This window comes from Paracoccus chinensis (assembly GCF_900102885.1).
In the GTDB taxonomy this organism is placed as follows: Bacteria; Pseudomonadota; Alphaproteobacteria; order Rhodobacterales; family Rhodobacteraceae; genus Paracoccus; species Paracoccus chinensis.
In genome coordinates, this window is sequence record NZ_FNGE01000012.1 from 1 (window position 1) to 25664 (window position 25664).

22 protein-coding genes are annotated in these 25664 nt (G+C 69.2%); 18 read left to right on the forward strand and 4 right to left on the reverse strand.

Features of this window, described 5'->3' with window-relative positions; all coding sequences use genetic code 11:
- From BLQ03_RS12500 to BLQ03_RS12535, 8 genes are all read left to right on the forward strand, one after another.
- A partial coding sequence (locus BLQ03_RS12500; RefSeq protein ID WP_281201005.1) for an acyl-CoA dehydrogenase family protein occupies positions 1-232 on the forward strand: 232 nt, incomplete at its 5' end.
- A gap of 11 nt (positions 233-243) precedes the next feature.
- Entirely contained in the window at positions 244-1926 is a 1683-nt protein-coding gene (gene hutU / locus BLQ03_RS12505; protein ID WP_090756624.1) for a urocanate hydratase, read from the forward strand.
- On the forward strand, positions 1923-2489 hold the full coding sequence (locus BLQ03_RS12510) for a HutD/Ves family protein (protein WP_090756626.1): 567 nt from the start codon (positions 1923-1925) through the stop codon (positions 2487-2489). Before hutU ends, BLQ03_RS12510 begins: the two co-directional genes overlap by 4 nt.
- Before the next feature lie 136 nt (positions 2490-2625).
- Positions 2626-3438: a transporter substrate-binding domain-containing protein gene (locus BLQ03_RS12515; protein WP_090756628.1), complete on the forward strand. Its 813-nt coding sequence runs from the start codon at positions 2626-2628 to the stop codon at positions 3436-3438.
- A gap of 53 nt (positions 3439-3491) precedes the next feature.
- Positions 3492-4139 (forward strand): amino acid ABC transporter permease, encoded by a 648-nt coding sequence (locus tag BLQ03_RS12520; protein WP_090756630.1) that lies wholly within the window; start codon positions 3492-3494, stop codon positions 4137-4139.
- Positions 4139-4804, forward strand: coding sequence for an amino acid ABC transporter permease (locus BLQ03_RS12525; protein ID WP_090756631.1), 666 nt, complete (start codon positions 4139-4141; stop codon positions 4802-4804). Before BLQ03_RS12520 ends, BLQ03_RS12525 begins: the two co-directional genes overlap by 1 nt.
- A 4-nt stretch (positions 4805-4808) precedes the next feature.
- Positions 4809-5618, forward strand: a complete 810-nt coding sequence (locus BLQ03_RS12530; protein WP_281201006.1) for an amino acid ABC transporter ATP-binding protein — start codon at positions 4809-4811, stop codon at positions 5616-5618.
- A 72-nt stretch (positions 5619-5690) separates the two neighbouring features.
- On the forward strand, positions 5691-7223 hold the full coding sequence (locus BLQ03_RS12535) for a UxaA family hydrolase (protein ID WP_090756633.1): 1533 nt from the start codon (positions 5691-5693) through the stop codon (positions 7221-7223).
- 12 nt (positions 7224-7235) lie between these two features.
- Here BLQ03_RS12535 and BLQ03_RS12540 read toward each other — a convergent pair whose 3' ends face one another.
- Entirely contained in the window at positions 7236-7847 is a 612-nt protein-coding gene (locus tag BLQ03_RS12540) for a cytochrome b (RefSeq protein ID WP_090756635.1), read from the reverse strand.
- 141 nt (positions 7848-7988) lie between these two features.
- Between BLQ03_RS12540 and BLQ03_RS12545 the strand changes: the two genes are divergently transcribed.
- The 3 genes from BLQ03_RS12545 to BLQ03_RS12555 are packed head-to-tail and all read left to right on the forward strand — an operon-like array spanning position 7989 to position 13829.
- A complete protein-coding gene (locus tag BLQ03_RS12545; protein ID WP_090756636.1) occupies positions 7989-9611 on the forward strand; it encodes a (2,3-dihydroxybenzoyl)adenylate synthase in 1623 nt (540 codons plus the stop codon).
- Entirely contained in the window at positions 9608-9853 is a 246-nt protein-coding gene (locus BLQ03_RS12550) for a phosphopantetheine-binding protein (RefSeq protein WP_217629729.1), read from the forward strand. Before BLQ03_RS12545 ends, BLQ03_RS12550 begins: the two co-directional genes overlap by 4 nt.
- 1 nt (position 9854) lies before the next feature.
- Entirely contained in the window at positions 9855-13829 is a 3975-nt protein-coding gene (locus tag BLQ03_RS12555; RefSeq protein WP_245688888.1) for an amino acid adenylation domain-containing protein, read from the forward strand.
- On the opposite strand, the gene BLQ03_RS12560 is transcribed toward BLQ03_RS12555, so the two are convergent.
- Together BLQ03_RS12560 and BLQ03_RS12565 are read right to left on the reverse strand one after the other, a co-directional pair.
- Complete coding sequence (locus tag BLQ03_RS12560) at positions 13771-14019, reverse strand: hypothetical protein (RefSeq protein ID WP_090756638.1); 249 nt, start codon at positions 14017-14019, stop codon at positions 13771-13773. The genes BLQ03_RS12555 and BLQ03_RS12560 overlap by 59 nt on opposite strands.
- A gap of 51 nt (positions 14020-14070) precedes the next feature.
- Positions 14071-14925: an alpha/beta hydrolase gene (locus BLQ03_RS12565; RefSeq protein WP_245688890.1), complete on the reverse strand. Its 855-nt coding sequence runs from the start codon at positions 14923-14925 to the stop codon at positions 14071-14073.
- A gap of 114 nt (positions 14926-15039) precedes the next feature.
- Between BLQ03_RS12565 and BLQ03_RS12570 the strand changes: the two genes are divergently transcribed.
- From BLQ03_RS12570 to BLQ03_RS12595, 6 genes are all read left to right on the forward strand, one after another.
- The gene (locus BLQ03_RS12570) at positions 15040-16485 is read left to right on the forward strand and encodes a YncE family protein (RefSeq protein WP_090756642.1); all 1446 of its coding nucleotides are present in this window, start codon (positions 15040-15042) and stop codon (positions 16483-16485) included.
- Between the two features lie 101 nt (positions 16486-16586).
- Complete coding sequence (locus BLQ03_RS12575; protein ID WP_090756643.1) at positions 16587-17681, forward strand: ABC transporter substrate-binding protein; 1095 nt, start codon at positions 16587-16589, stop codon at positions 17679-17681.
- The gene (locus BLQ03_RS12580) at positions 17681-18718 is read left to right on the forward strand and encodes a FecCD family ABC transporter permease (RefSeq protein ID WP_090756749.1); all 1038 of its coding nucleotides are present in this window, start codon (positions 17681-17683) and stop codon (positions 18716-18718) included. The genes BLQ03_RS12575 and BLQ03_RS12580 overlap by 1 nt, the downstream gene beginning before the upstream one ends.
- On the forward strand, positions 18715-19479 hold the full coding sequence (locus BLQ03_RS12585; RefSeq protein ID WP_090756646.1) for an ABC transporter ATP-binding protein: 765 nt from the start codon (positions 18715-18717) through the stop codon (positions 19477-19479). The genes BLQ03_RS12580 and BLQ03_RS12585 overlap by 4 nt, the downstream gene beginning before the upstream one ends.
- A gap of 31 nt (positions 19480-19510) precedes the next feature.
- A complete protein-coding gene (locus tag BLQ03_RS12590; RefSeq protein ID WP_090756648.1) occupies positions 19511-20716 on the forward strand; it encodes a 3-deoxy-D-manno-octulosonic acid transferase in 1206 nt (401 codons plus the stop codon).
- Positions 20717-20775: 59 nt separating this feature from the next.
- Complete coding sequence (locus BLQ03_RS12595; RefSeq protein ID WP_090756649.1) at positions 20776-21192, forward strand: DUF1178 family protein; 417 nt, start codon at positions 20776-20778, stop codon at positions 21190-21192.
- Between the two features lie 61 nt (positions 21193-21253).
- Here the strand turns inward: BLQ03_RS12595 and BLQ03_RS12600 are convergent, their stop codons facing one another.
- On the reverse strand, positions 21254-23911 hold the full coding sequence (locus BLQ03_RS12600; protein WP_281201007.1) for a Hint domain-containing protein: 2658 nt from the start codon (positions 23909-23911) through the stop codon (positions 21254-21256).
- A 465-nt stretch (positions 23912-24376) separates the two neighbouring features.
- On the opposite strand from BLQ03_RS12600, the gene BLQ03_RS12605 reads away from it, so the two are divergent.
- Positions 24377-25633 (forward strand): aspartate kinase, encoded by a 1257-nt coding sequence (locus BLQ03_RS12605; protein WP_090756653.1) that lies wholly within the window; start codon positions 24377-24379, stop codon positions 25631-25633.
- The last annotated feature ends 31 nt before the right edge of the window (positions 25634-25664 follow it).

The window sequence follows — 25664 nt, forward strand, 5'->3', positions numbered from 1 at the left end:
CCGCCAGCGCCACGCGGGCCAGCGCTTCACCGCCGCCGCCAGCCGCGCCAAGCTGTTCGCGAGCGAGGCTGCGGGGCGCATCGCCGATGCCGCGATCCAGATCCACGGCGGCTACGGCTACACGAAAGACTTCCCGCTGGAGCGATACGCCCGCGACCTGCGGATCATGCGGATCTACGAGGGCTCGTCCGAGATCCAGCGCAACATCATCGCGGGCCAGCTGCTTTCCTGAAAGGACCGGACATGAACAACCCCCGTCACAACATCCGCGACGTCTTCCCCCCGACCGGCACCAAGATTTCCGCGAAAAGCTGGCTGACCGAGGCGCCGCTGCGGATGCTGATGAACAACCTGCATCCCGACGTGGCCGAGAATCCGCACGAGCTGGTCGTCTATGGCGGCATCGGCCGGGCGGCGCGGACCTGGGACGACTTCGACCGGATCGTCGAGTCCTTGCGCAAGCTGAACGAGGACGAGACGCTGCTGGTCCAGTCCGGCAAGCCCGTGGGCGTCTTCCGCACCCACAAGGACGCGCCGCGGGTGCTGATCGCCAACTCGAACCTGGTGCCGCACTGGGCGAACTGGGACCATTTCAACGAGCTCGACAAGAAGGGCTTGGCCATGTACGGCCAGATGACCGCGGGCTCGTGGATCTACATCGGCACGCAGGGCATCGTTCAGGGCACCTACGAGACCTTCGCCGAGGCCGGCCGCCAGCACTACGGCGGCGATCTCAAGGGCAAGTGGATCCTGACGGCGGGCCTGGGCGGGATGGGCGGCGCACAGCCGCTGGCCGCCGTGATGGCCGGGGCCTGCTGCCTGGCCGTCGAATGCGACGAGACCCGCGCCGACTTCCGCATCCGCACCCGCTATTGCGACGCCAAGGCTCATTCGCTGGACGAGGCGCTGGCCATGATCGCGGACTGGACCGCCAGGGGCGAGGCCAGGTCCGTGGCCCTGATCGGCAACGCCGCCGAGGTCTTCCCGGAACTCGTCCGCCGCATGAAGGCGGGCGGACCCCGGCCCGACATCGTGACCGACCAGACCTCGGCCCATGATCCCCTGCACGGCTACCTGCCGAAAGGCTGGACCGTCGCGGAATGGCGCGCCAAGCAGGAAACCGGCCCCAAGGCCGTCGAGGTCGCCGCCCGCGCGTCCATGAAGGACCACGTCGCGGCCATGGTCGATTTCTGGAACGCGGGCGTGCCCACGCTCGACTACGGCAACAACATCCGCCAGGTCGCGCTGGAGGAGGGGCTGGAAAACGCCTTCGCCTTTCCCGGCTTCGTGCCCGCCTATATCCGCCCGCTCTTCTGCCGCGGCGTCGGTCCCTTCCGCTGGGCGGCGCTGTCGGGCGACCCCGAGGACATCTACAAGACCGACGCGAAGATGAAGGAGCTGTTCCCCGAGAACGAGCACCTGCACCGCTGGCTGGACATGGCGCGCGAGCGCATTGCCTTCCAGGGCCTGCCCGCGCGCATCATGTGGATCGGCCTCGGCGACCGTCACCGCGCGGGCCTTGCCATCAACGAGATGGTGCGGAACGGCGAACTGAAGGCGCCCGTGGTGATCGGCCGCGACCACCTCGACTCGGGCTCGGTCGCCTCGCCCAACCGCGAGACCGAGGCGATGAAGGACGGATCGGACGCCGTGTCGGACTGGCCTCTGCTCAATGCGCTGCTGAACACCGCCTCGGGTGCGACCTGGGTGTCGCTGCACCACGGCGGCGGCGTCGGCATGGGCTTCAGCCAGCATTCCGGCATGGTGATCTGCTGCGACGGCACCGCCGACGCCGACCGCCGGATCGAGCGCGTGCTGTGGAACGACCCGGCCACGGGCGTCATGCGCCACGCCGACGCGGGCTATGACATCGCGCTGGACTGCGCGCGCGAGCATGGGCTGAACCTGCCGGGCATCCTCAAGTGAGGCTTGTGCGTCGAGGCGAGGGCAGGGCCACCCGCTGGAAGAACGGCGGGGGCGTCACGCATGAACTGGCCGTCTGGCCGGACGGCGCGGACCTGTCCGGCTTCGACGCGCGGCTGTCGATGGCCGAGGTGGCGGCGGACGGCCCCTTCTCGGCCTTCCCCGGCATCGACCGCACGCTGGCTGTGCTGCAGGGCGGGCCGATGCGCCTGTTCTTCGGCGGCGCCGAGGTCGCCGTGACGGCGGACGGCCCGCCCCTGTCCTTCCCGGGCGAGGCGCCGGTCCATGCGGGCCTTGACGCAGGCCCGGTGCTGGATCTCAACATCATGACCCGGCGCGGGGCCTTCTCGCACCGGATGGTCGAGCTTTCGCCGGGCGACGGCCTGCCGGACGGAACGGTCGCGCTGGTCGCCCGGGGCGCCGTGTCGGCCGCGGGCTTCGACCTTGCGCCCGGCGACGCGCTGCTGGCCGAGGGCGCAGGAACGATGCAGGGCAGGGTGGATCGGGGCAGGCCCCTTGCGGTGGTCCTCGACTGCCCGGAAAACAGGCAGGACGCCCGGTCATGACAAGGACCCGTTCCGGCGCGGCATCTTGTGACTTGCGATCCGGCCCGCATCACCGTCACGGTAACGCGCGCCACGACAAACCGTCCGGACAAGGCCGAGCCGCACGGATCACCCAAGGCCACGACAGGAGAGAAAGATGACACTTCGCACCACCCTGCGCGCAGCCCTGTTCGGGGCGACGGCGCTGGCGCTGACCGCGACCGGCGCGCTGGCCGACATGCTGGAGGATATCAAGGCGGCGGGCAAGATCACCACCGCGACCGAGATGCATTATGCCCCCTTCGACATGCTGGAAAACGGCCAGTATGCCGGCTTCAACAAGGAGCTGTTCGACGAGGTCGCCAAGGAACTGGGCGTTGCCGCCGAATACCAGGACCTGCCCTGGGCCTCGATCCTGCCGGGCCTCGAGGTCAGCAAGTTCGACTTCGTGAATGCGCCCGTCACCATCACGCCCGAGCGGATGGAGCGTTACGCCTTCACCCTGCCGATCAGCGACGCGACCGTGGCGCTGGTGCAGCGCAAGGGCGGCGACCTGACCGCTCCTGCGGACATCAAGGGCAAGACCGTCGGCATCCAGAAGGGCACCGCGCAGGAAAAGCAGCTCGAGGCCTATTCCGAGACGCTGGGCGGCTTCACCATCCGCGGCTACGGCTCGCCGGATGAAGCCTATGCCGACCTGGCCGCCGGCCGCCTGGACGCGGTCGCGGGCTCGGCCCCTAACCTCGCCTATCTGGCCAAGACCCGCCCCGACGTCTTCGAGACCATCCAGCCGCCCTTCGGCGAGCCCAAGTACTTCGCGTGGGTGACCCGCAAGGAGGGCTCGGAGGCGCTGATCGAGGCCATGAACGCCGCCCTGGTCAAGATCCAGGACGACGGACGTCTGGCCGCGATGCAGGAAAAATGGTTCGGCACCGCGACGGCGCTGCCCAAGGAAATGCCTGCGATGTGATCCCCGTGGGCGGGCCCGTGCACGGCCCGCCCGCATCTCCCGAAGGGCGCTGAATGTTCTCGTTCCAGACGATCATCGACAACCTGCCCGTGCTGGCCGCCTCGGCCCGCTACACGCTGCTGATCTCGGGCGCGGGCTGCTTTCTGGGGCTGATCTTCGGTGCCCTGATCTGCGTGGCCGCCGTGTCGCGCGCCTCGGCCGCGCGCGCCTTCGCGGGGGTTTATGTCAGCTTCTTCCGCGGCGTGCCCCTGCTGATCCAGCTGCTGCTGGCCTTCTACCTTCTGCCGCTGGTGGGCGTGAACGTCCCGGCGCTCGCCGCCGCCATCTTCACCGTGGGCCTCTGCGCCGCCGCCTATATCAGCGAGATCCTGCGCGGCGCGCTGAACGCCATTCCCCGGGGGCAGGCCGAGGCCGCGATGGCCGTGGGCCTTGCGCCCCGCGATATCTGGACCCGGATCCTTCTGCCGCAGGCGCTGAAGATCTCGATGCCCGCGCTGGTCAACGAGCTGATCCTTCTGGTCAAGGCGTCCTCGCTGGTGACGGTCGTGGGCATCGTGGAAATCACCCGGATGAGCCAGGCCATCGCCTCGGCCACCTACCGCCCGCTGGAAATCTACCTGACCGCCGCCTTCCTGTATCTGGCGATCAACCTCGTCATTGCAGCCCTCGGCCGCAACCTGGAACGGAGGCTCGCCTGGTGATGGAGTTCGACCTTTTCCGCGAATACGGCCCGGCGCTGCTGCGGGGCCTCAGCGTCACGATCTTCTGCTGGATCGTGGGCACGGCCTGCGCCATGGCGCTGGGCTTCGTGCTGGCGCTGGTCCAGCGCGGCGTGTCCGCCCGTCCGGTCCAATGGATCCTGCGCGCCTATGTCGAGTTCATCCGCGGCACGCCCTTCCTCGTGCAGCTGTTTGTCCTGTATTACGGCGCGCCCATGCTGGGGCTGCGGCTGGACGCCATGCCCGCGGGGCTTCTGGGCCTGACGATCTACGGCAGCCCCTATTTCGCGGAAATCTTCCGCGCGGGCCTGAACGCCGTTCCCGTGGGCCAGATCGAGGCCGCCCGTGCCATGGGCTTTGCCCCCGCGACCATCCTGCGGCGGATCATGATCCCCGTGATGCTGGTCTCGGCGCTGCCCGCGCTGGTCAACTTCTCGATCATCCTGACCAAGGAAACCGTGATCCTGTCGATGATCACCGTCCCCGAGATCATGTTCGAAACCCAGACCATGATGGCCGAAACCTTCGCCTTCGCGGAATCGACCCTGGTGCTGGCGCTGTTCTTCTGGGTCTTCGTCGAGACGATCTCGCGCATCGGGCGTCGGCTGGAACGCCGCGCCACCCATTACCTGCTGGACCGGAGCTGAAGCCGTGACCCTTGCCCCTTCGCTGACCGGAACGGTCAACCCCGCCTCGGCCCGGCTGGAGAACGTCTGCAAGTTCTACGGCGAGTTCCAGGCGCTCAAGGACATCAGCCTGGTGATCCCGCCGGGCAAGGTGACCTGCCTGATCGGGCCCTCGGGCTCGGGCAAGTCCACGCTGCTGCGCTGCATCAACTTCCTCGAGGAATACGACCGCGGTGGCATCTGGATCGACGATCGGCTGATCGGCTACGAGACCGTCGGCGGCAGGCGGATGGGCGGGCGCGCCCTGCGCGAAATGCGCCGCGACATCGGCATGGTGTTCCAGCAGTTCAACCTGTGGCCGCACATGACCGCCCTGCAGAACGTGGCCGAGGGACTGGAGCGGGTAAAGGGAATCCCCCGCGCCCGCGCGCACGAGATCGCGTCCGAGGCGCTGGCCAAGGTGGGTCTGGGCGACAAGACCGGGAACCACCCCAGCCGCCTGTCGGGCGGCCAGCAGCAGCGCGTGGCCATCGCCCGCGCCGTCGCCATGCAGCCGCGCATCATGCTGTTCGACGAGCCGACCTCGGCGCTGGACCCGGAACTCGTGGGCGAGGTGCTGGGCGTGATGAAGCAGCTTGCGGCCGAGGGCATGACGATGGTGGTCGTCACGCACGAGATGGGCTTCGCCGCCCATGTCGCGGATCGGGTGGTCTTCATGGAACGGGGCGAACTGGTGGCCCAGGGCTCGCCCGCCGAGATCTTCCAGAACCCCGGCGACCGGCGGCTTGCGGCCTTCCTGCAGGGCTACCTCGAGCGGAACTCGCTCGAGCTGTGATCGGGGTCGGCCTTGACGGCGGGGGCTGCGGCATGGTCCGCTTCGCCGCCGCAGCCAAGCCCCGGACCCACCATGTCGCCTGACGAAAACCCCGCCATCCTCCTGAACCCCGCCGACAGCGTGGCCGTCGCCCTTCGCAGCCTGAAGGCGGGCGAGGCCACGGGCCCCGGCGGCCCCGTCGCGGTCGAGCCGATCCCGCGCGGCCACAAGATCGCGCTCCGCGCCATTGCCGAGGGCGAGGAGGTGCGCAAGTTCGGGCAGGTGATCGGCCTGGCCTCGCGCCCCATCGCGCCGGGCGAGCACGTCCACCTGCAGAACCTCGCGATGGTCGAAAGCCACCCCGACCATGCCTTCTGCGTGGAAAACCGTGATCCCGGCCTTCTGCCCGAGGCCGAGCGGGCGAGCTTCATGGGCTATGACCGGGGTTTCGGCGGGGTGGGGACGCGCAACTACATCGGCGTGATCTCGACCGTGAACTGCTCGGCCACCGTGTCGCGCTACATCGCCGAGCACTTCAACCGGCAGGGCGGGCTTCAGGGCTTCGACAACGTGGACGGCGTGGTCGCGCTGACCCACGGCAGCGGCTGCGCCATCGGCACCAAGGGCGAGGGCTACGAATACCTGACCCGCGTCATCAAGGGCTATGCCACGCATCCGAACTTCGGTGGCATCCTGATGATCGGGCTGGGCTGCGAGGTGAACCAGATCCGCCCCATCATGGAGCATTACAAGCTGGAGGAAAGCGACCGCTTCCGCACCATGACGATCCAGCAGCTGGGCGGCACGCGGAAGACCATCGAGGCCGCCTGCGACATGATCCGCCAGATGCTGCCGCAGGTGAATGCGGCCCGGCGCAGCCCGCAGTCGCTGCGCCACCTCAAGGTTGCGCTCGAATGCGGCGGCTCGGACGGCTATTCGGGAATCACCGCGAACCCGGCGCTGGGCTACGCCTCGGACCTGCTGGTGCGGCACGGCGCGACCACCGTCCTGTCGGAAACGCCCGAGATCTACGGCGCCGAGCACCTGCTGACGCGGCGCGCGAAATCGCCCGAGGTCGCGCAGAAGCTGCTGGACCGGATCGACTGGTGGCGCGACTACACCTCGCGCAACGGGGCGGAACTGAACAACAACCCCTCCTTCGGGAACAAGGAAGGCGGGCTGACGACGATCCTGGAAAAGTCCTTGGGGGCGGTTGCCAAGGGCGGGTCCATGCCGCTGAACGCGGTCTATGAATATGCCGAACCCGTGACGGCGCAGGGCTTCACCTTCATGGACACGCCCGGCTACGACCCGGCCGCCGTGACGGGGCAGGTGGCGGGCGGCTGCAATGTCGTCTGCTTCACCACCGGGCGCGGCTCGGTGTCCGGCTGGAAGCCCGCGCCCACCATCAAGATCGCCACCAACACCGCCATGTTTGAACACATGCGCGAGGACATGGACATCAACTGCGGCGACATCGCCCGCGGCACCGACACCATCGAGGCCGCGGGACAGCGCATCTTCGACCTGATCCTCGCCGTCGCCTCGGGCGAGAAGACGGTGTCCGAGCAGTTCGACTATGGCGACAACGAGTTCGTGCCCTGGCAGGTCGGCGCGATCACCTGAGGGGCTGGGCGGTCAGCCCGCCCGGCCCTTGCGCCCCAGCATCCGCGCCAGCGTGCCGTCGCGCCACATGGCTTCGTGGACGCCGACCATGACGATGTGCCCCGCGATCAGGATCGACAGCAGCCAGCCCAGTTCCCCGTGCAGCAGGCCGCCCAGGTTGACCATCCAGCCGATCGGCGGCTCCTGCGCGGGGAAGATCGTGAAGCCGAAGGGCGCGAAGTCCCGGTTGTTGCCATAAGCCCGGATCAGCGCGATCGTGGGCACCGCCAGCATGACGACATACAGCACCGCATGGCCCAGCGAGGCCGCGCGGCCCCAGAAATGGTGGCCATGGGCGGGGCGGTTGTTCCGGTTCGACAGCGCCCACAGGGCACGGACCACGATCAGCAGGAACAGGATCGTGCCCACCGGCTGATGATAGGCGACAAAGGGCGAAAGCCAGGGCTGCTTGTCGAAGAGCAGGCGCAGGCCCATGCCGACGAACTGGTAAAGGACCAGCACCGCGATGGTCCAGTGAAGGACGCGGCTCATCCGGCCATAGACCGCATGCGTGTCGCGGAAGGGCAGGGACCCGGCAGCCTGGCCCCGCACGGGTGTCTGGATCACCTGTCGCGTGTCGGTCATCTGTACTCCTGCAATTATCGGTTTCTAGGGAACCCTACCGCGAATTGTGGCGCAGGTCCAAAGGGCTGGCGGAAAGTTGACTAAATTCGTTGCCGGGACTAAGCCGCCTCCTGCGGATGCGCCGCAGGCCAGAGGCTCCCGATGGACGACTTCTCGACTGACATTCCCCGCCAGCCGTGGCCGGACGACTTTGCCGCGCGTTACCGCGCCAGGGGCCATTGGCGCGGCGAGAGTTTCGGGGATGTCCTGCGCGCCCGCGCCGCCGAGCATCCCGACCGCATCGCCGTCACGGCGGGCGAGACGAACCTCAGCTATGCCGACCTGCTGGCGCGGGCCGAATCCGCGGCGGGCGGCTACCTGTCGCTGGGCCTGCAGCCGGGTGACCGGGTGATCGTCCAGCTACCGAACGTCGCGGGTTTCCTGCCCTCGGTCTTCGGCCTGTTCCTGGCCGGGCTGATCCCCGTCTATGCGCTGCCCGCGCATCGCCGCACCGAACTGATCCACTTCGCCCGCCGCGCCGGCGCCCGCGCGTTGGTCGTCACCGGGCGGTTCGAGGGCTTCGACTACGCCGCCCTTGCCGCCGAGGTGCAGGCCGAGGTGCCGCAACTTCGGCACGTTATCGTCGCGGGCGAAACCGGCCCCTTCGAGGGCCACCCGCCTCCCGTCACCTTCCCGAAGGTGGACCCGTCAAAGGTCGCCTTCCTGCAGATTTCGGGCGGCTCGACGGGGCTGTCGAAGCTGATCCCCCGCACGCATGACGACTATATCTACAGCTTCCGCGCCAGTGCCGAGATCTGCGGCCTTGGTCCGGACTCGGTCTATCTCTGCGCTTTGCCGGCGGCGCATAACTTCCCCATGAGCTCGCCGGGCGTCTTCGGCACGCTTTACGCAGGCGGCCGGGTGGTCATGTGCCCGAACCCGAACCCCGAGACGGCCTTCTCGCTGATCGGGCGCGAGGGCGTCACGATCACCGGCGTCGTGCCCCCGCTCGCGCTGCTGTGGATGGAGGCCGCGCCGAAGACCCGCCACGACCTTTCCAGCCTGCAGGTCCTGCAGGTCGGCGGAGCCAAGTTCATGCCCGAGGCGGCAGCCAGGGTGCGCGGGACGCTCGGCTGCACGCTGCAGCAGGTCTTCGGCATGGCCGAGGGGCTGGTGAACTACACCCGGCTCGACGACCCCGAGGAGATCATTGTCAACACCCAGGGGCGACCCATCAGCCCCGACGACGAGGTGCTGGTGCTGGACGACGCGGGCAATCCCGTGCCCGATGGCACCCCCGGCCACCTGCTGACCCGCGGCCCCTACACGATCCGCGCCTATCACAACGAACCGTCCGCGAACGCCCGCAGCTTCACCCCGGATGGCTTCTACCGCACCGGCGACATCGTCAAGCGCCTGCCCGGCGGCTACCTGTCCGTGCAGGGCCGCGCGGGCGACCATATCAACCGCGCGGGCGAGAAGATCTCGGCCGAGGAGGTCGAGGACCATCTGCTCGCCCATCCGCAGGTCTATGACGCGACGGTGGTGTCCATCCCCGACCCGCACCTGGGCGAACGTATCTGCGCCTTCGTCATCCCGCGCGAACCGTGCCCGCGTGCGCCCGAGATCAAGGCCTTCGTCCGTGCCCGCGGCATCGCCGAGTTCAAGGTGCCCGACCAGATCGTCTTCGTGCCCGAATTCAAGACCACCGCAGTGGGCAAGGTCAGCCGCAACGTGCTGCGGGCGGAACTGCGGGCGCGCTACCTGGCAGAGGAAAACGCATGATCACCAAGGCCCCGATCACCAGGGAACTCATGCGCGCGGACATCGCGAAGATGCTGCACATGCAGCCCGAAGAGGTGCAGGACGACGACAACCTGCCGGATCTCGGCCTCGACTCGCTGCGGCTGATGAAGCTGGTGCTTGGCTGGGAAGAGGCGGGGCTCAAGGCCGACTTCGGGCTTTTCGCGGAACATGGCACACTTGGCGAATGGTGGCAGGCCATCGAAGCCCAGCAGGCGGGCTGAGATGCGGGCCATGGGCGGGACGCCGCTGACCGAGGCGCAGGAAGGTCTGTGGTATTTCCAGGCGCTGGACCCCTCCAACCCGATCCTGAACACCGGCCAGTACCTGGACCTGCACGGGCCGCTGGACGAAGCCGCGCTGCGCGAGGCCGTCGCCCGCACCATCGCCGAAAGCGAGGCGCTGCGCCTGCGCTTCCGCCCCGTCGCGGGCGGCGCGATGCAGGTTCTGGGCGAGCCGCCCGAACTTGAGTGGGCCGACCTGTCCGACCATGCGGACCCGGAAGCGGAAGCGCTGTGCCGCATGGCCGAGGACAGCGCCCGCCCCTTGGACCTCGCGGCCGAGCCGGTCGCCGCCTTTTCGCTCTATCGCCTCGGGCCGGACCGGCACCTGCTTTACGAACGCATCCACCACCTCGCCCTCGACGGCTACGGCATGGTGCTGGTGACGAACCGGATCGGAGATCATTACTCGGCGCTGGTGAACGGCACCTCCGTGCCCGTGCCCTTCCCACCGCTTTCGCGCGCTGATGAAGCGGACGCAGCCTACCGTGCCTCGCCCAAGCGCGCCGAGGACGCCGCCTGGTGGCGCGCGGCGATGCAGGGAATGCCCGAAGTCACCGGCCCCGCGCCCGGCCGCGCCGTCAGCGGCGCCACCTTCCTGCGCGAAAGCCGCTGGTTGCCCTCCGACCTGCTGGCGGTTCTGGCCGAATGGTCCGACGCGCAGCGCCTGAACTGGACCGACGTCCTGACCGCGCTGACCGGCGCCTACCTGTCCCGCTGGACGGGCGGAGAGGTCGTCGCGGGCCTGCCCTTCATGGTCCGCATGGGCCGCCCCATCGCCCGCGTTCCCTGCATGGCGATGAACGTCCTGCCACAGCGCATCCGCCCCGACGAGGACGCCCTCCTTGCGGACTGGATCGCCCCCCTTGCCGCCGAGATGCGCGAGGCCCGCAGGCATGGCCTCTACCGCAGCGAGCAGCTGCGCCGCGACCTCGGCCTGATCGGCGGGGCGCGCAGGCTCTATGGCCCGCTGATCAACGTCCAGCCATTCGACCGGCCGCCCGGCTTCGCGGGGCTGGAGGTCGGGCTGCATATCCTCGGCGCAGGCGCGGTGGACGACCTGACGCTGACCTTTCGGGGCGACCCTATCTCGGGGATGCTGTTCGAGGTGGACGCGAACCCCGGCCTCTACTCGCCCGAGGACGTGGCAGGCCATGCCGCGCGCCTGCCTGCCTTCCTGTCGGCCGCGCTGGCGCAGGGTCGGCTTGCCCCGGTTCCGACAGCCACCGCCGACGAGATCGCAAGTGCCAAGGCCCTGACCGCCGCGGCCGTCCACTCGGTCCCCGACACCACGCTGACTGCGCTGATCGAGGCGCAGATGGAGGCGACCCCCGAAGCCCCCGCGCTGGTCTTCGGCGACGTGACCCTGAGCTACGCAGACCTTGACCGCCGCAGCGCCGTGCTGGCCGGACGGCTGGCCGAACTGGGCGCCGGTCCCGAGACGATCGTGGCCGTCGCGCTCGACCGCTCGCTGGAACTGTCGATTGCCCTGGTGGCGATCCTGCGCGCAGGCGCGGCCTATCTGCCGCTCGACCCGGATCATCCGCCGGAGCGTCTGGCCCGCATCCTCGACCGTGCAGCGCCGGTTGTGTTGCTGACCTCGCCGGAACTGGCGGGCCGTTTCCCGGATTTCGGGCAGACTGACGATATTGCGGACTCGCCTGCATCCGGCAAGCAGTCCGCCGGACTGACTTCAGCCGTAAGGTCGGCAGTTCAGAACGCGGCCCGGCCCCGCATGCCGCAATGCCTTCTGACCTCCGACTGGCCGCAGGAGGGCACCGCGCCCGCCACGCCGCCGCAGCCGGGCAATATGGCCTATGTCATCTACACCTCGGGCTCGACCGGCGAGCCGAAGGGCGTCGTCATCGAGCATCGGGCCATCGTCAACCGCCTGCTCTGGATGCGCGACCATTACGGCTTCACCCCGCGGGACCGCATCCTGCAGAAGACCCCGGCCACCTTCGACGTCTCGGTGTGGGAGTTCTTCCTGCCCTGCATCTCCGGCGCCACGCTGGTCATGGCCCCGCCCGGCGCCCACCGCGACCCCACGCTGCTGGCAGGGGAAATCCGCAGCCACGGGATCACCACGGCGCATTTCGTCCCATCCATGCTGTCGGCCTTCCTCGCCGCGCCCGCCTCAGGGGGCATCCGCATGGCCCGCGTCTTCTGCTCGGGCGAGGAGCTGACGGCGGAACTGCGCGACCGCTTCCATGCCCGCGTCTCGGCCGAGCTGCACAATCTCTACGGCCCGACCGAGGCTGCGGTGGATGTCAGCTACTGGCCCGCCGCGCCTGACGATGCCTCGAACCCGCTTCCGATCGGCTGGCCGGTCTGGAACACCCGGCTGGCGGTGCTGGACGTCCGGGGGCGGCCGGTGCCGCCGGGGCTGCCGGGGAACCTGTATCTGGGCGGCGTGCAACTGGCGCGCGGCTATCTTGGCCGCGACGACTTGACGGCGGAACGCTTCGTCACTGGCCCGGACGGGCAGAGGCTTTATGCCACGGGTGACCTTGCGCGGCTGCGCCACGACGGGGCGGTGATCTATCTCGGCCGCTCGGACCACCAGGTGAAGATCCGCGGGTTGCGGATCGAACTGGGAGAGATCGAGGCCGCGATCATGGGCTCGGGCCTGGCGCGCGAAGCGGTGGTGCTGGCGCGCGAGGAGGGGGGCGACAAGCGCCTCGTGGCCTATGTGGTGCCGCAGGGGAGATGGTCGGAACAAGCGGTCGCCGCGCATCTGGAGGCCCGCTTGCCGGCCTACATGGTGCCGCAGGCATGGGTGGTGCTGGACGCGCTGCCGGTGACGTCGAACGGCAAGCTTGACCGCAAGTCGCTGCCTGCGCCTGTCTTCGCGGCGGCGGGCCGGGCGGCGGAAACTGCGGCCGAAACGCTGCTCGCCAGCCTTTACGCCGAGATCCTCACGCTGCCCGAGCCGCCGCCGGCCGAGGCCGATTTTTTCGCGCTGGGCGGCGACTCGCTGTCGGCCGTCCGCCTGTCCCTGCGGATCGAAGAGGAAACCGGCCGCGACCCCGGCCTCGGCGCGATCTTCGAGCATCCGGTGATCGCGGCGCTGGCCCGCGTGATCGAGGGCGGGGCCACGACCGGCGGCCTTTCGCCCCTGCTCCTGCTGGCCGAGGGCGATCCCGCGCAGTCTCCCCTATTCCTGGTCCACCCGGCGGGCGGCCTTGGCTGGGGCTATCGCCGCCTTGCCCATGCCCTCGCGCCCGCGCGCCGCGTCTGGGCGATCCAGCATCCGGGGCTGGACCCGGACCAGCCGCTGCCGGAAAGCCTTTCCGCGCTGGCCGCCGATTACGCGCGCCGCATCGCCGGACTGGTGCCGGAAGGACCGGTGCATCTCGCGGGCTGGTCCGTCGGCGGCGTGATTGCGCAGGAACTGGCGTCCGCCCTGGCCGACATTGGCCTCGATGTCGGCATGGTCGCCGCGCTGGACAGCTACCCGGCCGATGTCTGGCGGGCCGAGCCGGACCCCGATCCGGTATCCGCCCTGCGCGCCCTGCTGGCAATCGCAGGGCACGATCCCGAAGCGCACACCGAACTGGACACGCGCGAGAAGGTTGTCGGTTTCCTCAAGGCCGGGGACACCCCGCTGGGCGCGCTGCCAGAACAGGTGCTGGACAGCGTGGTGCGGGTCGTGACCGATACCTCGGGCCTTGTCCGCCGCCATCATCACCGCCCCCATCCCGGCAGGCTGACCCATGTCCGCGCGGGGCTGGGACACGGCGACCGCCACCTGACGGCCGAGCTCTGGCGCCCCCATGGCGAGGTCGAGGCGCTGGAGGTGCCTTTCCTGCACCCCCGGATGATCTCGCCCGAGGCGGTGGTCCTGATCGCGCCGATGCTCAAGGCTGCCATGGATCGGGCGGAACAGCGGGCCTTGCCGCAGGCGGCGGCGGAGTGAAGGCCAGCGCGAAGACCCCGCAGGCCAGCCCGCCGATCAGCCAGGCAATGCCCAGCAGGATCTCGTTCGCATCGGCCTGCAGATCGCCAATCCCGCGCGAGCTGTAATATCCCGGTATCCCTTCCCAGACCTGCACCGCGCCGATCAGCGCGAAGAGCATTCCGGCGATCACGAAAGCGTATCTTGTCATGTTCACGACCTCCTGCTTCGGCCGTGATCGCAGCAAAACGTTGAGATCGGGTTAAGCTCCGGCCGCGAAGCGGATCGCCAGCGGCAGGGAACCCGCGATCGTCTCGATATGCTTCAGGCTGGGCAGGACATGGACCTGCGGATCGAGCCCCGGATGCCAGCGCAGGCTTTCGACGAAGGCCATCGTCGCGGGCGCAGGCCCGTTCGGCGGCGGCCCGTCCGAGCCCGAGCGCTTCTCGCGGTCCCCCAGCGCCACCAGCAGGGGCGGCGTGACCGCCGGGTCGGCTCTGGCCGCAATACGGTGGATCAACGCCTCGTCCCACCAGATCGAGGGGCTGATCGCGGCGAAGCGGGCGAAGCTGTCCGGGCGGGTCAGAGCCGCATAAAGCGTGAAGAGCCCACCGAAGCTGTGCCCCCAGAGAGTCCGGCGCGACGGATCGACGCGCAGCCCGTCCTCGGCTGCCTTGCGCAGTGCGCCGGTCAGGCGGTCGAGGAACTGCGCCGCGCCACCCGCCATGCGGCCCTCGTGGACAGGATCGGGACGGATGCCGTCGCCGGGGCCGTCGGGGGCGGTGAAGTCGAAGGTCCGCTGTTCGCGCGCAAACTGGCGGTCGGTGTCATAGCCGACGCCTACCAGCGCAAGCCCTTCGGCGGCCGCCAGATGCGCGGGTGTCAGAAAGTCGAAGGCCGCGTTGCCGTCCAGCAGGTACAGCACCGGCCAGCCTTGCGCCGGGGGCGTCCCGCGCGGCGCCGCGATGAACAGCCGGTGCCCCGGACCGGTCGCCACCGTCTTCTGCGACAGGACGTGCGTGGGATGCTCGGTCTCGAAGATGGCCAGTCGCGCCTCGGCCCGCGCATGGTCCGGGCCCACGCGTCCGGTCGCGCCCATGCCTGTGATCTTCTCCATCGTCGCCCCGCAGCAGAGTTAGTTGACAGCACCGCTCAGGATTATACTCATGCGCCGCATCCAGCCAGATCGGTCTGCCGGTTCAGCCATTTCGGATCAACCACGGAGATCTTCATGGCAAGCCTTCCCCTGCCTTCCCTTCGTACCTTCTGCGGCATCTCGGTGCTTGCGCTGGCGGTGGCCGCCGGGCCCGTGCTGGCGGAAAGCATCTTTACCCCCGCCGCCGACGAATTCACCGGCACTATCCGCGCGAGCGGGGCCGAGCAGGGGATGCCGCTGCTGAAGGGCGGGGCGGCGCGGATCGAGGGGCAGGGGCTGGTTCCCGGCCAGACCATCACCCTGATGCGCGGCACAAGTGTCCTGAACGAGGGCGCGCCGATCACCGTCGATGCCGAGGGCAAGTTCAGCTTCGACCTGACGGTGGACGCGGACGCGGCGACCGGGTTGCATCCCGTCGTCGTCATCGCCGAGAACCCGGCGGCGGCCGAGGTCGTGACGCTCAAGGTCTCGCCCGAGGTGCCGGTTTCGGGCGCCGAGAAGTTCGAAATCAAGGACGCCAAGGTCACGCGCGGTCTTTACCAGGTGATCTGGTCGCCCGGCTCGGATGCAGTCTACGTGACCTCGGCCGTGGGCCGCCCGCCCGTGCGGGACTCGGCCCTGGTGCGGATCGATCCGGAAACGCTGGAGATCGAGGCGCAGGCGACCCCGCCCGAGGCGCCGATGCCCAAGCGCGCCGCGTCCCCCGCCGCAGGGCAGGATCCCAACGATACGCGCCCGGCGCTGTTCGCCACCTATGGCGTGGCCGTCGATGACGAGAACGGCAATGTCTGGGTGACGAACACCCGCCAGGACACCCTCGCCGTCTACAGGCAGGACGACCTGTCGCTGGTGAAGCAGTTCGACCCCGGCACCGTGAACCATGCCCGCGACGTGGTCGTGGACGAGGCGCGGGACCGCGTCTATGCCTCGGCCACGATGACCGGCAACATCGAGGTCTTCGACAGCAAGACGCTGGAGAAGCTGGAGCCCATCGTGATCCAGTCGGCCCAGCGCGGCGAGGATTTCTCGGTCATGGCGCTGGACGTCGATCCCGAAAGCGGGACGCTGGTGACGGTGTCCATGACCACGGACGAGCTGGCGGTGGTCGATCTCGCCTCGGGCGAGGTGAAGGTGCATCCGCTGCCGGGTGCTGTGCGCGCCTCGGGCGTGGCCTATGACCCGCAGGAGGGGCTGGCCTTCGTCGCCTCGCAGGACACCGACAACCTGCTGATCGTGAAGGCCGAGACCGGCGAGGTCCTGCACGACGTGGACACCGGCGCGGGCGCGCTGAACGTGGCCTTCGAGCCGGTGAGCCGCCACGCTTTCGTCGCCAACCGGGGCGCGGGCACGATCACGGTCGTGGGCACCGATGGCGAGGTCGTCGCCAACATCGACGCGGGCACCTATCCGAACCAGCTGCGCGCCGACGGCAAGGGCAATGTCTGGGCGGTGAACAAGTCGCGCGGCGAGGATGACGACGCGGGCGACCGCATCTGGAAGATCTCGCCCAAGGGCGACTGAGGCCGGGTGGCTTGACAGGAAACCGGGCGGGGGCCGATAGGGGCCTCCGCCCGCACCCATTCAGGACGCCCTGCATCCATGGGGCACCGAAGGAGGTCGCGATGCCTGCCCTGTTCCGCTTACTGGCCCTGCTGGCCAGCCTGATCACCGCGCCCGCCTGGGCCGAGGTGACGGCGACCGACATCCTCGGCCGCGAGGTGACGCTGGACGCGCCCGCCGGGCGCATCGTCCTGGGCGAGGGGCGGCACATGGCGGTGCTGGGCCTGCTGCATGACGATCCGGTTTCGAAGGTCGTCGGCTGGCGGCAGGACAAGGCGCTGGACGAGCCGACGCTGGCCGCCTATCGCGAGCGCTTCCCCATGATCGACGCGATCCGGCCCGTGGGCTCGGGCAACCGCGACATTTCCGTCGAAAGCATCATCGCGCTGGACCCGGACCTGCTGGTCCTGTCGCTGATGGACGCGGGCGACCCCGGCATGGAACGCGCGCGCGAGCAGGTCGAGGCCGCGGGCATCCCGGTGGCCTATGTCGATTTCTTCTCGAAGCCGCTGGAGAACTCGATTCCCTCGCTGCGCATTCTCGGGGCACTGACGGGCGGCGAAGCGAAGGCCGAGGAATTCGCCCAGTTCTATGAAACCCGCCTGTCGCGCATCCGCGAGCGGCTGGAGGATCCCTCGATCCAGCGCCCGCGCGTCTTCTTCCACGTCCATGCCGCGCCGCAGGGCTGCTGCTCGACCGTGGGGCAGGGCGTCTTCGCCCAGTTCATCGAGACGGCGGGCGGCCGCAATATCGGGGCCGAGGCGGTACAGGGCGTTCTGGGCAACGTCAGCCTCGAATTCCTGATCGGCGCGGACCCGGATTACTACATTGCCACCGGCGGCGCCCACATGGCCGCGCGCGGCGGGCTCGTGCTGGGAACCGGCGTGGCAGAGGACGCCGCGGGGGACAGCTTCGCCAGGCTGATCGCGGCGCCCGGCTTCTCCTCGCTGCGCGCGGTCGAGGAGGGCCGCGCGGCGGGCGTCTGGCACCTGTTCAACGACACGCCCAGCCACATCGCGCTGATCGAGTACCTTGCCCAATCCTTCCACCCCGAGCTTTTCACGGACGTGGACCCTGCCGCCACGCTGGCCGAAATAGACGCGCGCTTCTCGCCCGTGACGGTGCCCGGCACCTGGTGGGTCGCGCCGCAGCCCTGATGCAGACCGCAAGCCTTCACCGCTATCACGCGCTCAACCGCCGCCGCGTCCTCTTGGTCGCGGCGATGCTGGCCGTCGCCCTGCTGGCGGTGGTGGCCGACCTGATGACCGGCCCGGCCGGGCTGCCGCTGGCCGAGACGCTGGGGGCGCTGACCGGCTGGGGCGAGGTCGCGCGTTCCGCCGATGTGATCGTCTGGCAGGTCCGCCTGCCGGTCGCCCTCATGGCGCTGCTGGTCGGCGCCGCTCTGGCCCTTGCCGGGGCCGAGATGCAGACGGTTCTGGAAAACCCGCTGGCCGAACCCTTCACCTTGGGCGTGTCGGCCTCGGCGGCGCTGGGGGCTGCGACGGCGATCGTGCTGGGCCTCAGCCTGCCCGGCCTGCCCGCAGTCTGGAGCGTGTCGGCCAACGCCTTCCTTTTCGCCCTTGGCGCGCTGGCGCTGCTGCAACTGATGGGGCGGCTGAGGGGTGGAGGCCCCGAGGTGCTGATCCTCTGCGGCATCGCGCTGAACTTCACGGCGGGGGCCTTTCTGTCGCTGCTGCAGTTCGTGGCCTCGGCGGACGCGCTGCAGCAGCTGGTCTTCTGGACGATGGGCAGCCTGGCGGCGGCAAGCTGGCCCGGCGTCACCGTGCTGGCCGTGGTGCTGGCCGTCACCGCGCCGTTTTCGCTGAAGGCCGCCTGGCAGCTGACCGCCCTGCGGCTGGGCGAGGAACAGGCGCGCAGCTTCGGTGTGGATGTTGTCCGGCTGCGGCGCTGGTCGCTGCTGCGGGTCAGCCTGCTCGCGGCATCCGCCGTGTCGATGGTGGGCGTGATCGGCTTCGTGGGCCTCGCCGGGCCGCATATCGCCCGGATGCTTTTAGGCGAGGATCACCGCTTCTTCCTGCCCGGCAGCCTGCTGACGGGGGCGGTGGTCATGTCGCTCGCCTCGCTGGTGTCCAAGACCGTCGTGCCGGGGGTCCTGCTGCCGGTCGGGCTTGTCACCTCGCTGATCGGACTGCCGATCTTCTTCTCGCTGATCCTGCGGAGGCGCGGGCGGTGAAGGGGCTGCGGATCGAGGGACTTATCGTTTCCTACGGCCGCCGCAGGGTCGTCGAGGGGCTGGACCTGCCGCCGCTGATGCCAGGCGAGATCGCCGTGCTGGCCGGTCCCAACGCGGCTGGGAAATCGACGCTGCTGAAGGGGATCGCCGGGCTTCTGCCGACGCGGGGCCGGGTGATCTTCGGGGACCGCGACCTTGCGGCGCTGTCGTCAGGCGATCGGGCGCAGACCTTGGGCTTCATGCCGCAGACGCTACCTTCCGGTGCGGCGCTGTCGGTGCTGGAAAGCGTGATCGCTGCGCGGTCCGCCAGCGGAGAGGGCGCAGGCGCGGACCATGCCGCGATGGCGGTGCTGGAGCGGCTGGGCATCGGCGCGCTGGCTCTGGAGCCGCTGGACCGCCTGTCAGGCGGGCAGCGGCAGATGGTGGGGCTGGCGCAGGCGCTGGTCCGCGACCCGGCGCTGCTGCTGCTGGACGAACCGACCAGCGCGCTCGACATGGCCCGGCAGGTCCGCCTGCTGTCCGAGGTCCGCCGCGTCGCCGCCGAGGGGCGGGTGGTGCTGGCGGTGCTGCATGACCTGGCGCTCGCCGCGCAATGGGCCGACCGGATTGCCGTCCTGCACAAGGGGCGCCTGCACAGCTTCGGCACCCCCGCCGAGGTCGTCACCCCCGCCATGCTGGCCGAGGTTTATGGCGTCGAGGCGCGCGTCGAGCGTTGCTCTCGCGGTCGTCTCATGGTGCTGATCGACGGCGAGACGGTGTGAAAGGCATCGCCCGCGCCCCGAGGGAGTCCCGATGATCTACCGCGCCGCCACCACGCTTGCCGACGCGGCCCTGCGCGCGGCCTCGCCGTTGGCGGGCGCGGCGCTGCGGCAGCGGATGGTGCTGGACGACCCACCCCCGGCCATTCCGGGCGGCATCTGGGTCCACGGGGCGAGCGTGGGCGAGCTGAACTCGGCGCGTTCGGTGATCGCGGCGCTGGCCGCCGAGCGCCCGGTGCTGGTGACGGCCAACACGGAAACCGGCCGCGCCGTGGCGCAGGGCTGGGGCCTGCCTGCCCGCCTTGCACCGCTGGACGTTCCGGGGGCCTTGGGGCGTTTCCTCGACGCAGCACGGCCCGCGTTGATGCTGACAGTCGAGAACGAGATCTGGCCCAACCGCGCCGCGCAGGCGCGCCGCCGTGGGATCGCGCAGGCGGTGATCGGCGCACGGATGTCGGCGCGCTCGGCGGCTCGCTGGAGCAGGGCGCGGGGGCTGATCGCGCCGGTCCTTGCCGGCCTCGACCTGCTCTCGGCGCAGGACGAGGGGACCGAGGCGCATCTGCGCGCCCTGGGCCTGCCGGAACGGGCACTGGCGCCAAGGCTGAACCTCAAGCTGCTCGGCCCCGCCGCGATCCGGCCGCCGGAGGAGTCGCCGGCGCGCGATGGCATCTGGCTGGCTGCCTCGACCCACGACGGCGAGGAGGCGCCGATCCTCGCCGCCCATGCCGCGCTGCGCGCGCGCTTTCCGGACCTGAGGCTGATCCTCGCGCCCCGCCATCCCCGGCGCGCCGACGAGGTCGCGCGCCTGATCGCGGCGCAGGGCTTTTCTGTGGAGCGTCTGGGCAACCGCGCCCTTGCCGAGGCAGGCGCACCGCCTGTCCTGCTGATCGACCGCCTGGGCGTCCTGGGCGACGCCTATGCGGCGGCAGGCACCTGCCTCACCGGCGGCTCTCTGGTGGACAGGGGCGGCCATACGCCGTGGGAGCCCGCCGCCTGGCGCTGCGCCCTGCTGCACGGGTCCCATGTCGCGAACTTCCAGGCCGACTACGCGGCGCTTGATGCCGGGGGCGCGGCGCGGCGGGTGGAGGCCGGAACGCTGGCCGAAACCCTCGGCGCGATCCTTGCCGACCCGCCCGCGCGCCGGGAGATGGGACAGGCGGCGCGCGCCGCGCTGGACCGGGCCGCGCCCGATCCCGCCCCGCTGGTGGCGCGCCTGCTGGCCCTGGCCACGCCCGCGTGACCCGGCTTTCGCCCGGCCCGGGGAATGCTTATATCCAGCCCGCTGGAGGGATGACCGGAATGATCCGTTACGCGCTGCGCTGCAACAAGGGACATGACTTCGATGGCTGGTTCCGCTCGGCCGCGGGTTTCGACACGCTGAGTGCCGAGGGGCAGGTGAGCTGTTCCATCTGCGGCAGCAACGAGGTCGCCAAGGCCCCCATGGCCCCCGCGATCCCGCGGGACGACAGTGCGCGCCCGCTCGACAATCCCGGCTCGGCGCTGGAACAGGCGCTGCGCGAGTTGCGCCGCCATGTCGAGGAGAACTCGGATTACGTCGGCGAAAGCTTCGTGACGACGGCCCGGGCGATGCACGAGGGCAAGATCCCCGAGCGCCTGATCCACGGCGAGGCGCGCCCCGACGAGGCCCGCCAGCTGCTCGAGGACGGCATTCCCGTGGCCCCCCTGCCGTTCCGCGCCACCCGCAAGCTGAGCTGACGCCCGACACAGGAAAAAGACCGGCGGTGCCGGTCTTTTCGTTGTCATCGGCAGGGCAGGCTCAGGCGACCAGAGGCCTGCGGTTCTGCGCGTGGCGCATCGCCAGCTTGCGGCCCATCCGCCCCGAGGCCAGCACGCGAACCGACGGGCGCGTGAGGCTGCCGTTCCGTAGTTCGGGGAAGAGCGCCAGGATTTCCTCGCGCGCGGCCTCGCCCGCCATGTCCAGCGCGGTCCGGCCGGGATGCAGCGACTCGGTTTCCGCGCCGTTTGACCAGACCACCTGGTGGTCGTCGAACAGGAAGTGGACATAGGTCACGCCTTCCAGGTCCTGCGCGATGTCGATGCCGTCCACCAGCAGAAGCTGCTTGGCGGCGACCAGCACCTCGTTCGAGCCGAACATCTTCTGCGCGATCTTGGAACGGACCAGGACCCGGTGCTGGGGCGACACGATCAGGTCGGCCGAAGGGGTGCCCGCCCCCAGCGCGCCCGCGCGGATGCGGATGGGGCGCAGATGAGGCGCGACCTCGAACTCGGCCCGGGTCAGGACGCGGCGGCCCACCCAGCGGAGGGGCTGCAGGCCCGCGTCGCGGGTGCACACCAAGTCGCCCACGGACAGCTCGCCCGCGGGAACGGGGCCGGCTTCCGTCTCGATCAGCGCGTCGGCGCCGAAGCACAGCACGCCCGTGTTCGTTGCATCCAGCGCCACGCCCGCGACTGCCGTGCCGCTGTTCCGGATCGCCAGGTCCAGCGTGGGCAGGCCGTTCTGGCCGCCCAGCATGGTCAGCCGCCCGTCGGCCTGGTCGGCGCGCAGCCAGGCCAGCGGGTTGTTGAACTGCTGGCTGGGGTTGGCCTGGTTCCACAGCGTCAGGTTGGCGGCGTTGTAATAGGTCGAGAGATCGACGAAATCGCGGTTCAGCAGGTCGCTGCCGGTGTTGAAGTCCTCGATCGAGTCGCCCGCACCCGCGACGAAGGTGTCGCGACCCGCGCCGCCGAACAGCAGGTCGTTGCCCTCGCCGCCGTTCAGGAAGTCGTCGCCGTTGCCCCCGACCAGCGTATCCGCGCCGAGTCCCCCGAGGAGCGAGTCGCTGCCCTCGCCGCCGACCAGCGAGTCGTCGCCCGCGTCGCCCTGCAGCGTGTCGTTGCCGAAGCCGCCGAGGATCGTGTCATTGCCCTCGCCGCCTGACAGCAGGTCCGCACCGCCCTGCGTGTCGGTGCCGAGGCTGTCGTCGCCGTAGATCACGTCCGCGCCTGCACCGCCCTGGACGGTGTCGGCCCCCAGACCTCCGGTCACGGTGTCGTTGCCCGCGCCCGCCACGACCGAGTCGTTGTCGGTGCCTGCATCGATCAGGTCTGCGCCGCCCTGCGTGTCGGTGCCGGCGGCATCGTCGCCGTAGATCACGTCCACGCCCGCGCCGCCCAAGATGGTATCGGCCCCGAGGCCCCCGGTCACGGTGTCGTTGCCGGCACCCCCAATGACCGAGTCGTTGCCGGTGCCTGCATCGATCAGGTCCGCGCCGCCCTGCGTGTCGGTCCCGGTGGCATCGTCGCCATAGATCACGTCCGCGCCTGCGCCGCCCTGGACGGTGTCGGCCCCCAGACCTCCGGTCACGGTGTCGTTGCCCGCGCCTGCGACGACCGAGTCGTTGCCGATGCCCGCGTCGATCAGGTCCGCACCGCCCTGCGTGTCGGTGCCGGCGGCATCGTCGCCGAAGATCCGGTCATCGCCCGCGCCGCCCTGGATGGTGTCGGCCCCCAGTCCCCCGATCACGGTATCGTTGCCGAAGCCCGCGACGACCGAGTCGTTCCCAATGCCCGCGTCGATCGAATCCGCCCCGCCCAGCGTGTCGGTGCCAAGGGTGTCGTCGCCATAGATGGTGTCGGCGCCCGTGCCGCCATTCAGCCTGTCCAGCCCGGTGCCGCCGATCAGAAGATCATCACCGCCGCCCCCGAAGAGCTGGTCGTTGCCCGTGCCGCCATCCAGCGAGTCGTTCGCGCCATCGTCGACCGTGGCGCTTGTGTAGCCATACAACGTGTCGTTGCCGTCGTTGCCACGGACGGAGTCGGCCCCGGCACCTGCCCAGACAAGGTCATTGCCGAGACCGGCGCGAATGAAGTCGTCGTTGGGTGCCGCACCCGGCAAGATGGCATCGCTGCCGTCGACCCTGTCACCGTCGGTATCGCCAGCATAGCTGGCATTGATGGTATCATCACCGTCTGTGCCGTCGACATAACCGTCCTGAAAGGCGGTCAAGGTCGAGCGAACCGACGAAATGCCCGTGCTTGTCGTGTCGTAGCTTGCGCTGTTGCTGGACAGGGAGATGCTGATGACCGGATAGTCGTTCAGGGCTGCTTCCGTGCCGGTGTCATTGAGCGCAGGCAGAAGGAAGACGTTTCCGGTGTTATCCTGCATGATCCGCAAGGTGACGCCGCTTGTCGTCTGCGGCTCGCCGGACGGAAGTCTCTGAACTATGGTGCAGTTCGAAATTACGGTAAGGGAATCCGGTAAGCTGGTGATCTGCTGATCGCCCAGCCGATAGGTGATCGGTTCGCGCCCGGTTGTTCCATCAAGCGGCAGCACGTTGTTGTTGTTGGTGTCGTTCAGGGTAACGCGCGTGCTTCGAGCATAAAGCGGAGAGCCTGCCGAGCCATAGGAGGTTCCGGACAGGGTGCTAACTGCGTTCTCGACCGGTTGACCGTCAGGATTGTCGAAATCCCTCATGTTCCCGATGAAAAGGAAAGGATAAGTTCCACTTGCCATATCAGTCTCGCTCTGTTCCTGAGGGGTAAGGCTGACGGAGGTGAATGCTCCACATCGGGCAAACCCTCTCCCGCCGGAGCGAGGCACCGGTGAGAGACAGGGGCAGCATTTCCAGAGCAAGGCGCATGTCGCCGCATTCCGTCCGCATCTTGGCTGCAGGCGACGAACAGGAACGCGAACCGATGCGGAACGTCAGGCGATCCGCGGGACACCAACAACATACAGACTGCTAACCGCCGAGGCGGCTGAATCGTCGGGCTGCAAACCCGTTAAAGTGTCTTAGCAAGAAAAAGGTTCCCTGCAAAGTTGTATGGCCTGCCATGGCGAGTGACCTCGCGGCGGGTTGTGCCACTGCCGCCCTTGCCCTTGCGCGGGTGCCGCCCTAAGAGCCTGCCGTTCGATCCTGCTGACTGGGGGGCTGTCTGGATGCCGCTTCTGGTGATGAAATTCGGCGGCACCTCGGTGGCCGACCTCGACCGCATCGCGAATGCTGCCCGAAAGGTGCAGCGCGAGGTCGAGCGGGGCTATGACGTCATCGTCATCGTCAGCGCCATGTCGGGCAAGACCAACGAACTCGTGGGCTGGGTCGAGGGTACCTCGCGCCTGTATGACGCGCGGGAATACGACGCGGTCGTCGCCTCGGGCGAGAACGTGACCGCCGGGCTCATGGCGCTGCGGCTGCAGGAAATGGGCGTGCCCGCGCGCAGCTGGCAGGGCTGGCAGGTGCCGATCAACACCACCGACCAGCACGGCGCGGCGCGGTTCGTGTCGATCCCGCGCGCCAACATCGACCAGAAATTCGCCGAAGGCATGAAGGTCGCGGTCGTCGCGGGCTTCCAGGGGATCGGGCCGGACGGCCGGATCACCACGCTGGGCCGGGGTGGCTCGGACACGACCGCCGTCGCCTTCGCCGCCGCCTTCGGGGCGGAGCGCTGCGACATCTATACCGACGTGGACGGCGTCTACACGACCGACCCGCGCATCAGCGACAAGGCGCGCAAGCTCGACCGCATCGCCTTCGAGGAGATGCTGGAACTGGCCTCGCTGGGCGCCAAGGTGCTGCAGACGCGCTCGGTCGAGCTGGCGATGCGCTTCAACGTGCGCCTGCGGGTGCTGTCGTCCTTCGAGGATACCGACGAAACCAGCGGCACGCTGGTCTGTGCTGAGGATGAAATCATGGAATCCAAGGTTGTTTCCGGCGTCGCCTACTCGCGCGACGAGGCCAAGATCACGCTGGTCACGGTCGAGGACCGTCCCGGCATCTCGGCCGCCATCTTCGAGCCGCTGGCCGAGGCGGGCGTCAACGTGGACATGATCGTCCAGAACATCTCGGAACGCGACTACGAGGATCACCCCGGCGCCGTGACCGACATGACCTTCTCGGTTCCGGTCAACCAGGTGGAACGCGCCCGCAAGGCGATGGAACAGGCCCGCGCCAACGGCAAGATCGCCTATGACGATCTGGCGGTGGACACGGACGTGGCCAAGGTTTCGGTCGTGGGGATCGGGATGCGGTCGCACGCAGGCGTCGCCGCGCGCATGTTCCGGGCACTTGCCGACGAGAACGTCAACATCAAGGTCATCTCAACCAGCGAGATCAAGATTTCGGTGCTGATCGACCGCAAGTATATGGAACTGGCCGTGCAGGCACTGCATGATGCCTTCGAGCTGGAAAAGGCCTGATTGACGCGCGTCGGTCACGGCACGCTCGTGA

Coding starts and splice junctions, on each gene's coding strand:
- hutU (WP_090756624.1), top strand. CDS start 244: ATGAACAACCCCCGTCACAACATCCGCGACGTCTTCCCCCCGACCGGC.
- BLQ03_RS12515 (WP_090756628.1), top strand. CDS start 2,626: ATGACACTTCGCACCACCCTGCGCGCAGCCCTGTTCGGGGCGACGGCG.
- BLQ03_RS12520 (WP_090756630.1), top strand. CDS start 3,492: ATGTTCTCGTTCCAGACGATCATCGACAACCTGCCCGTGCTGGCCGCC.
- BLQ03_RS12525 (WP_090756631.1), top strand. CDS start 4,139: ATGGAGTTCGACCTTTTCCGCGAATACGGCCCGGCGCTGCTGCGGGGC.
- BLQ03_RS12535 (WP_090756633.1), top strand. CDS start 5,691: ATGTCGCCTGACGAAAACCCCGCCATCCTCCTGAACCCCGCCGACAGC.
- BLQ03_RS12540 (WP_090756635.1), bottom strand. CDS start 7,847: ATGACCGACACGCGACAGGTGATCCAGACACCCGTGCGGGGCCAGGCT.
- BLQ03_RS12545 (WP_090756636.1), top strand. CDS start 7,989: ATGGACGACTTCTCGACTGACATTCCCCGCCAGCCGTGGCCGGACGAC.
- BLQ03_RS12550 (WP_217629729.1), top strand. CDS start 9,608: ATGATCACCAAGGCCCCGATCACCAGGGAACTCATGCGCGCGGACATC.
- BLQ03_RS12555 (WP_245688888.1), top strand. CDS start 9,855: ATGCGGGCCATGGGCGGGACGCCGCTGACCGAGGCGCAGGAAGGTCTG.
- BLQ03_RS12560 (WP_090756638.1), bottom strand. CDS start 14,019: ATGACAAGATACGCTTTCGTGATCGCCGGAATGCTCTTCGCGCTGATC.
- BLQ03_RS12565 (WP_245688890.1), bottom strand. CDS start 14,925: ATGGAGAAGATCACAGGCATGGGCGCGACCGGACGCGTGGGCCCGGAC.
- BLQ03_RS12570 (WP_090756642.1), top strand. CDS start 15,040: ATGGCAAGCCTTCCCCTGCCTTCCCTTCGTACCTTCTGCGGCATCTCG.
- BLQ03_RS12575 (WP_090756643.1), top strand. CDS start 16,587: ATGCCTGCCCTGTTCCGCTTACTGGCCCTGCTGGCCAGCCTGATCACC.
- BLQ03_RS12580 (WP_090756749.1), top strand. CDS start 17,681: ATGCAGACCGCAAGCCTTCACCGCTATCACGCGCTCAACCGCCGCCGC.
- BLQ03_RS12590 (WP_090756648.1), top strand. CDS start 19,511: ATGATCTACCGCGCCGCCACCACGCTTGCCGACGCGGCCCTGCGCGCG.
- BLQ03_RS12595 (WP_090756649.1), top strand. CDS start 20,776: ATGATCCGTTACGCGCTGCGCTGCAACAAGGGACATGACTTCGATGGC.
- BLQ03_RS12600 (WP_281201007.1), bottom strand. CDS start 23,911: ATGAGGGATTTCGACAATCCTGACGGTCAACCGGTCGAGAACGCAGTT.
- BLQ03_RS12605 (WP_090756653.1), top strand. CDS start 24,377: ATGCCGCTTCTGGTGATGAAATTCGGCGGCACCTCGGTGGCCGACCTC.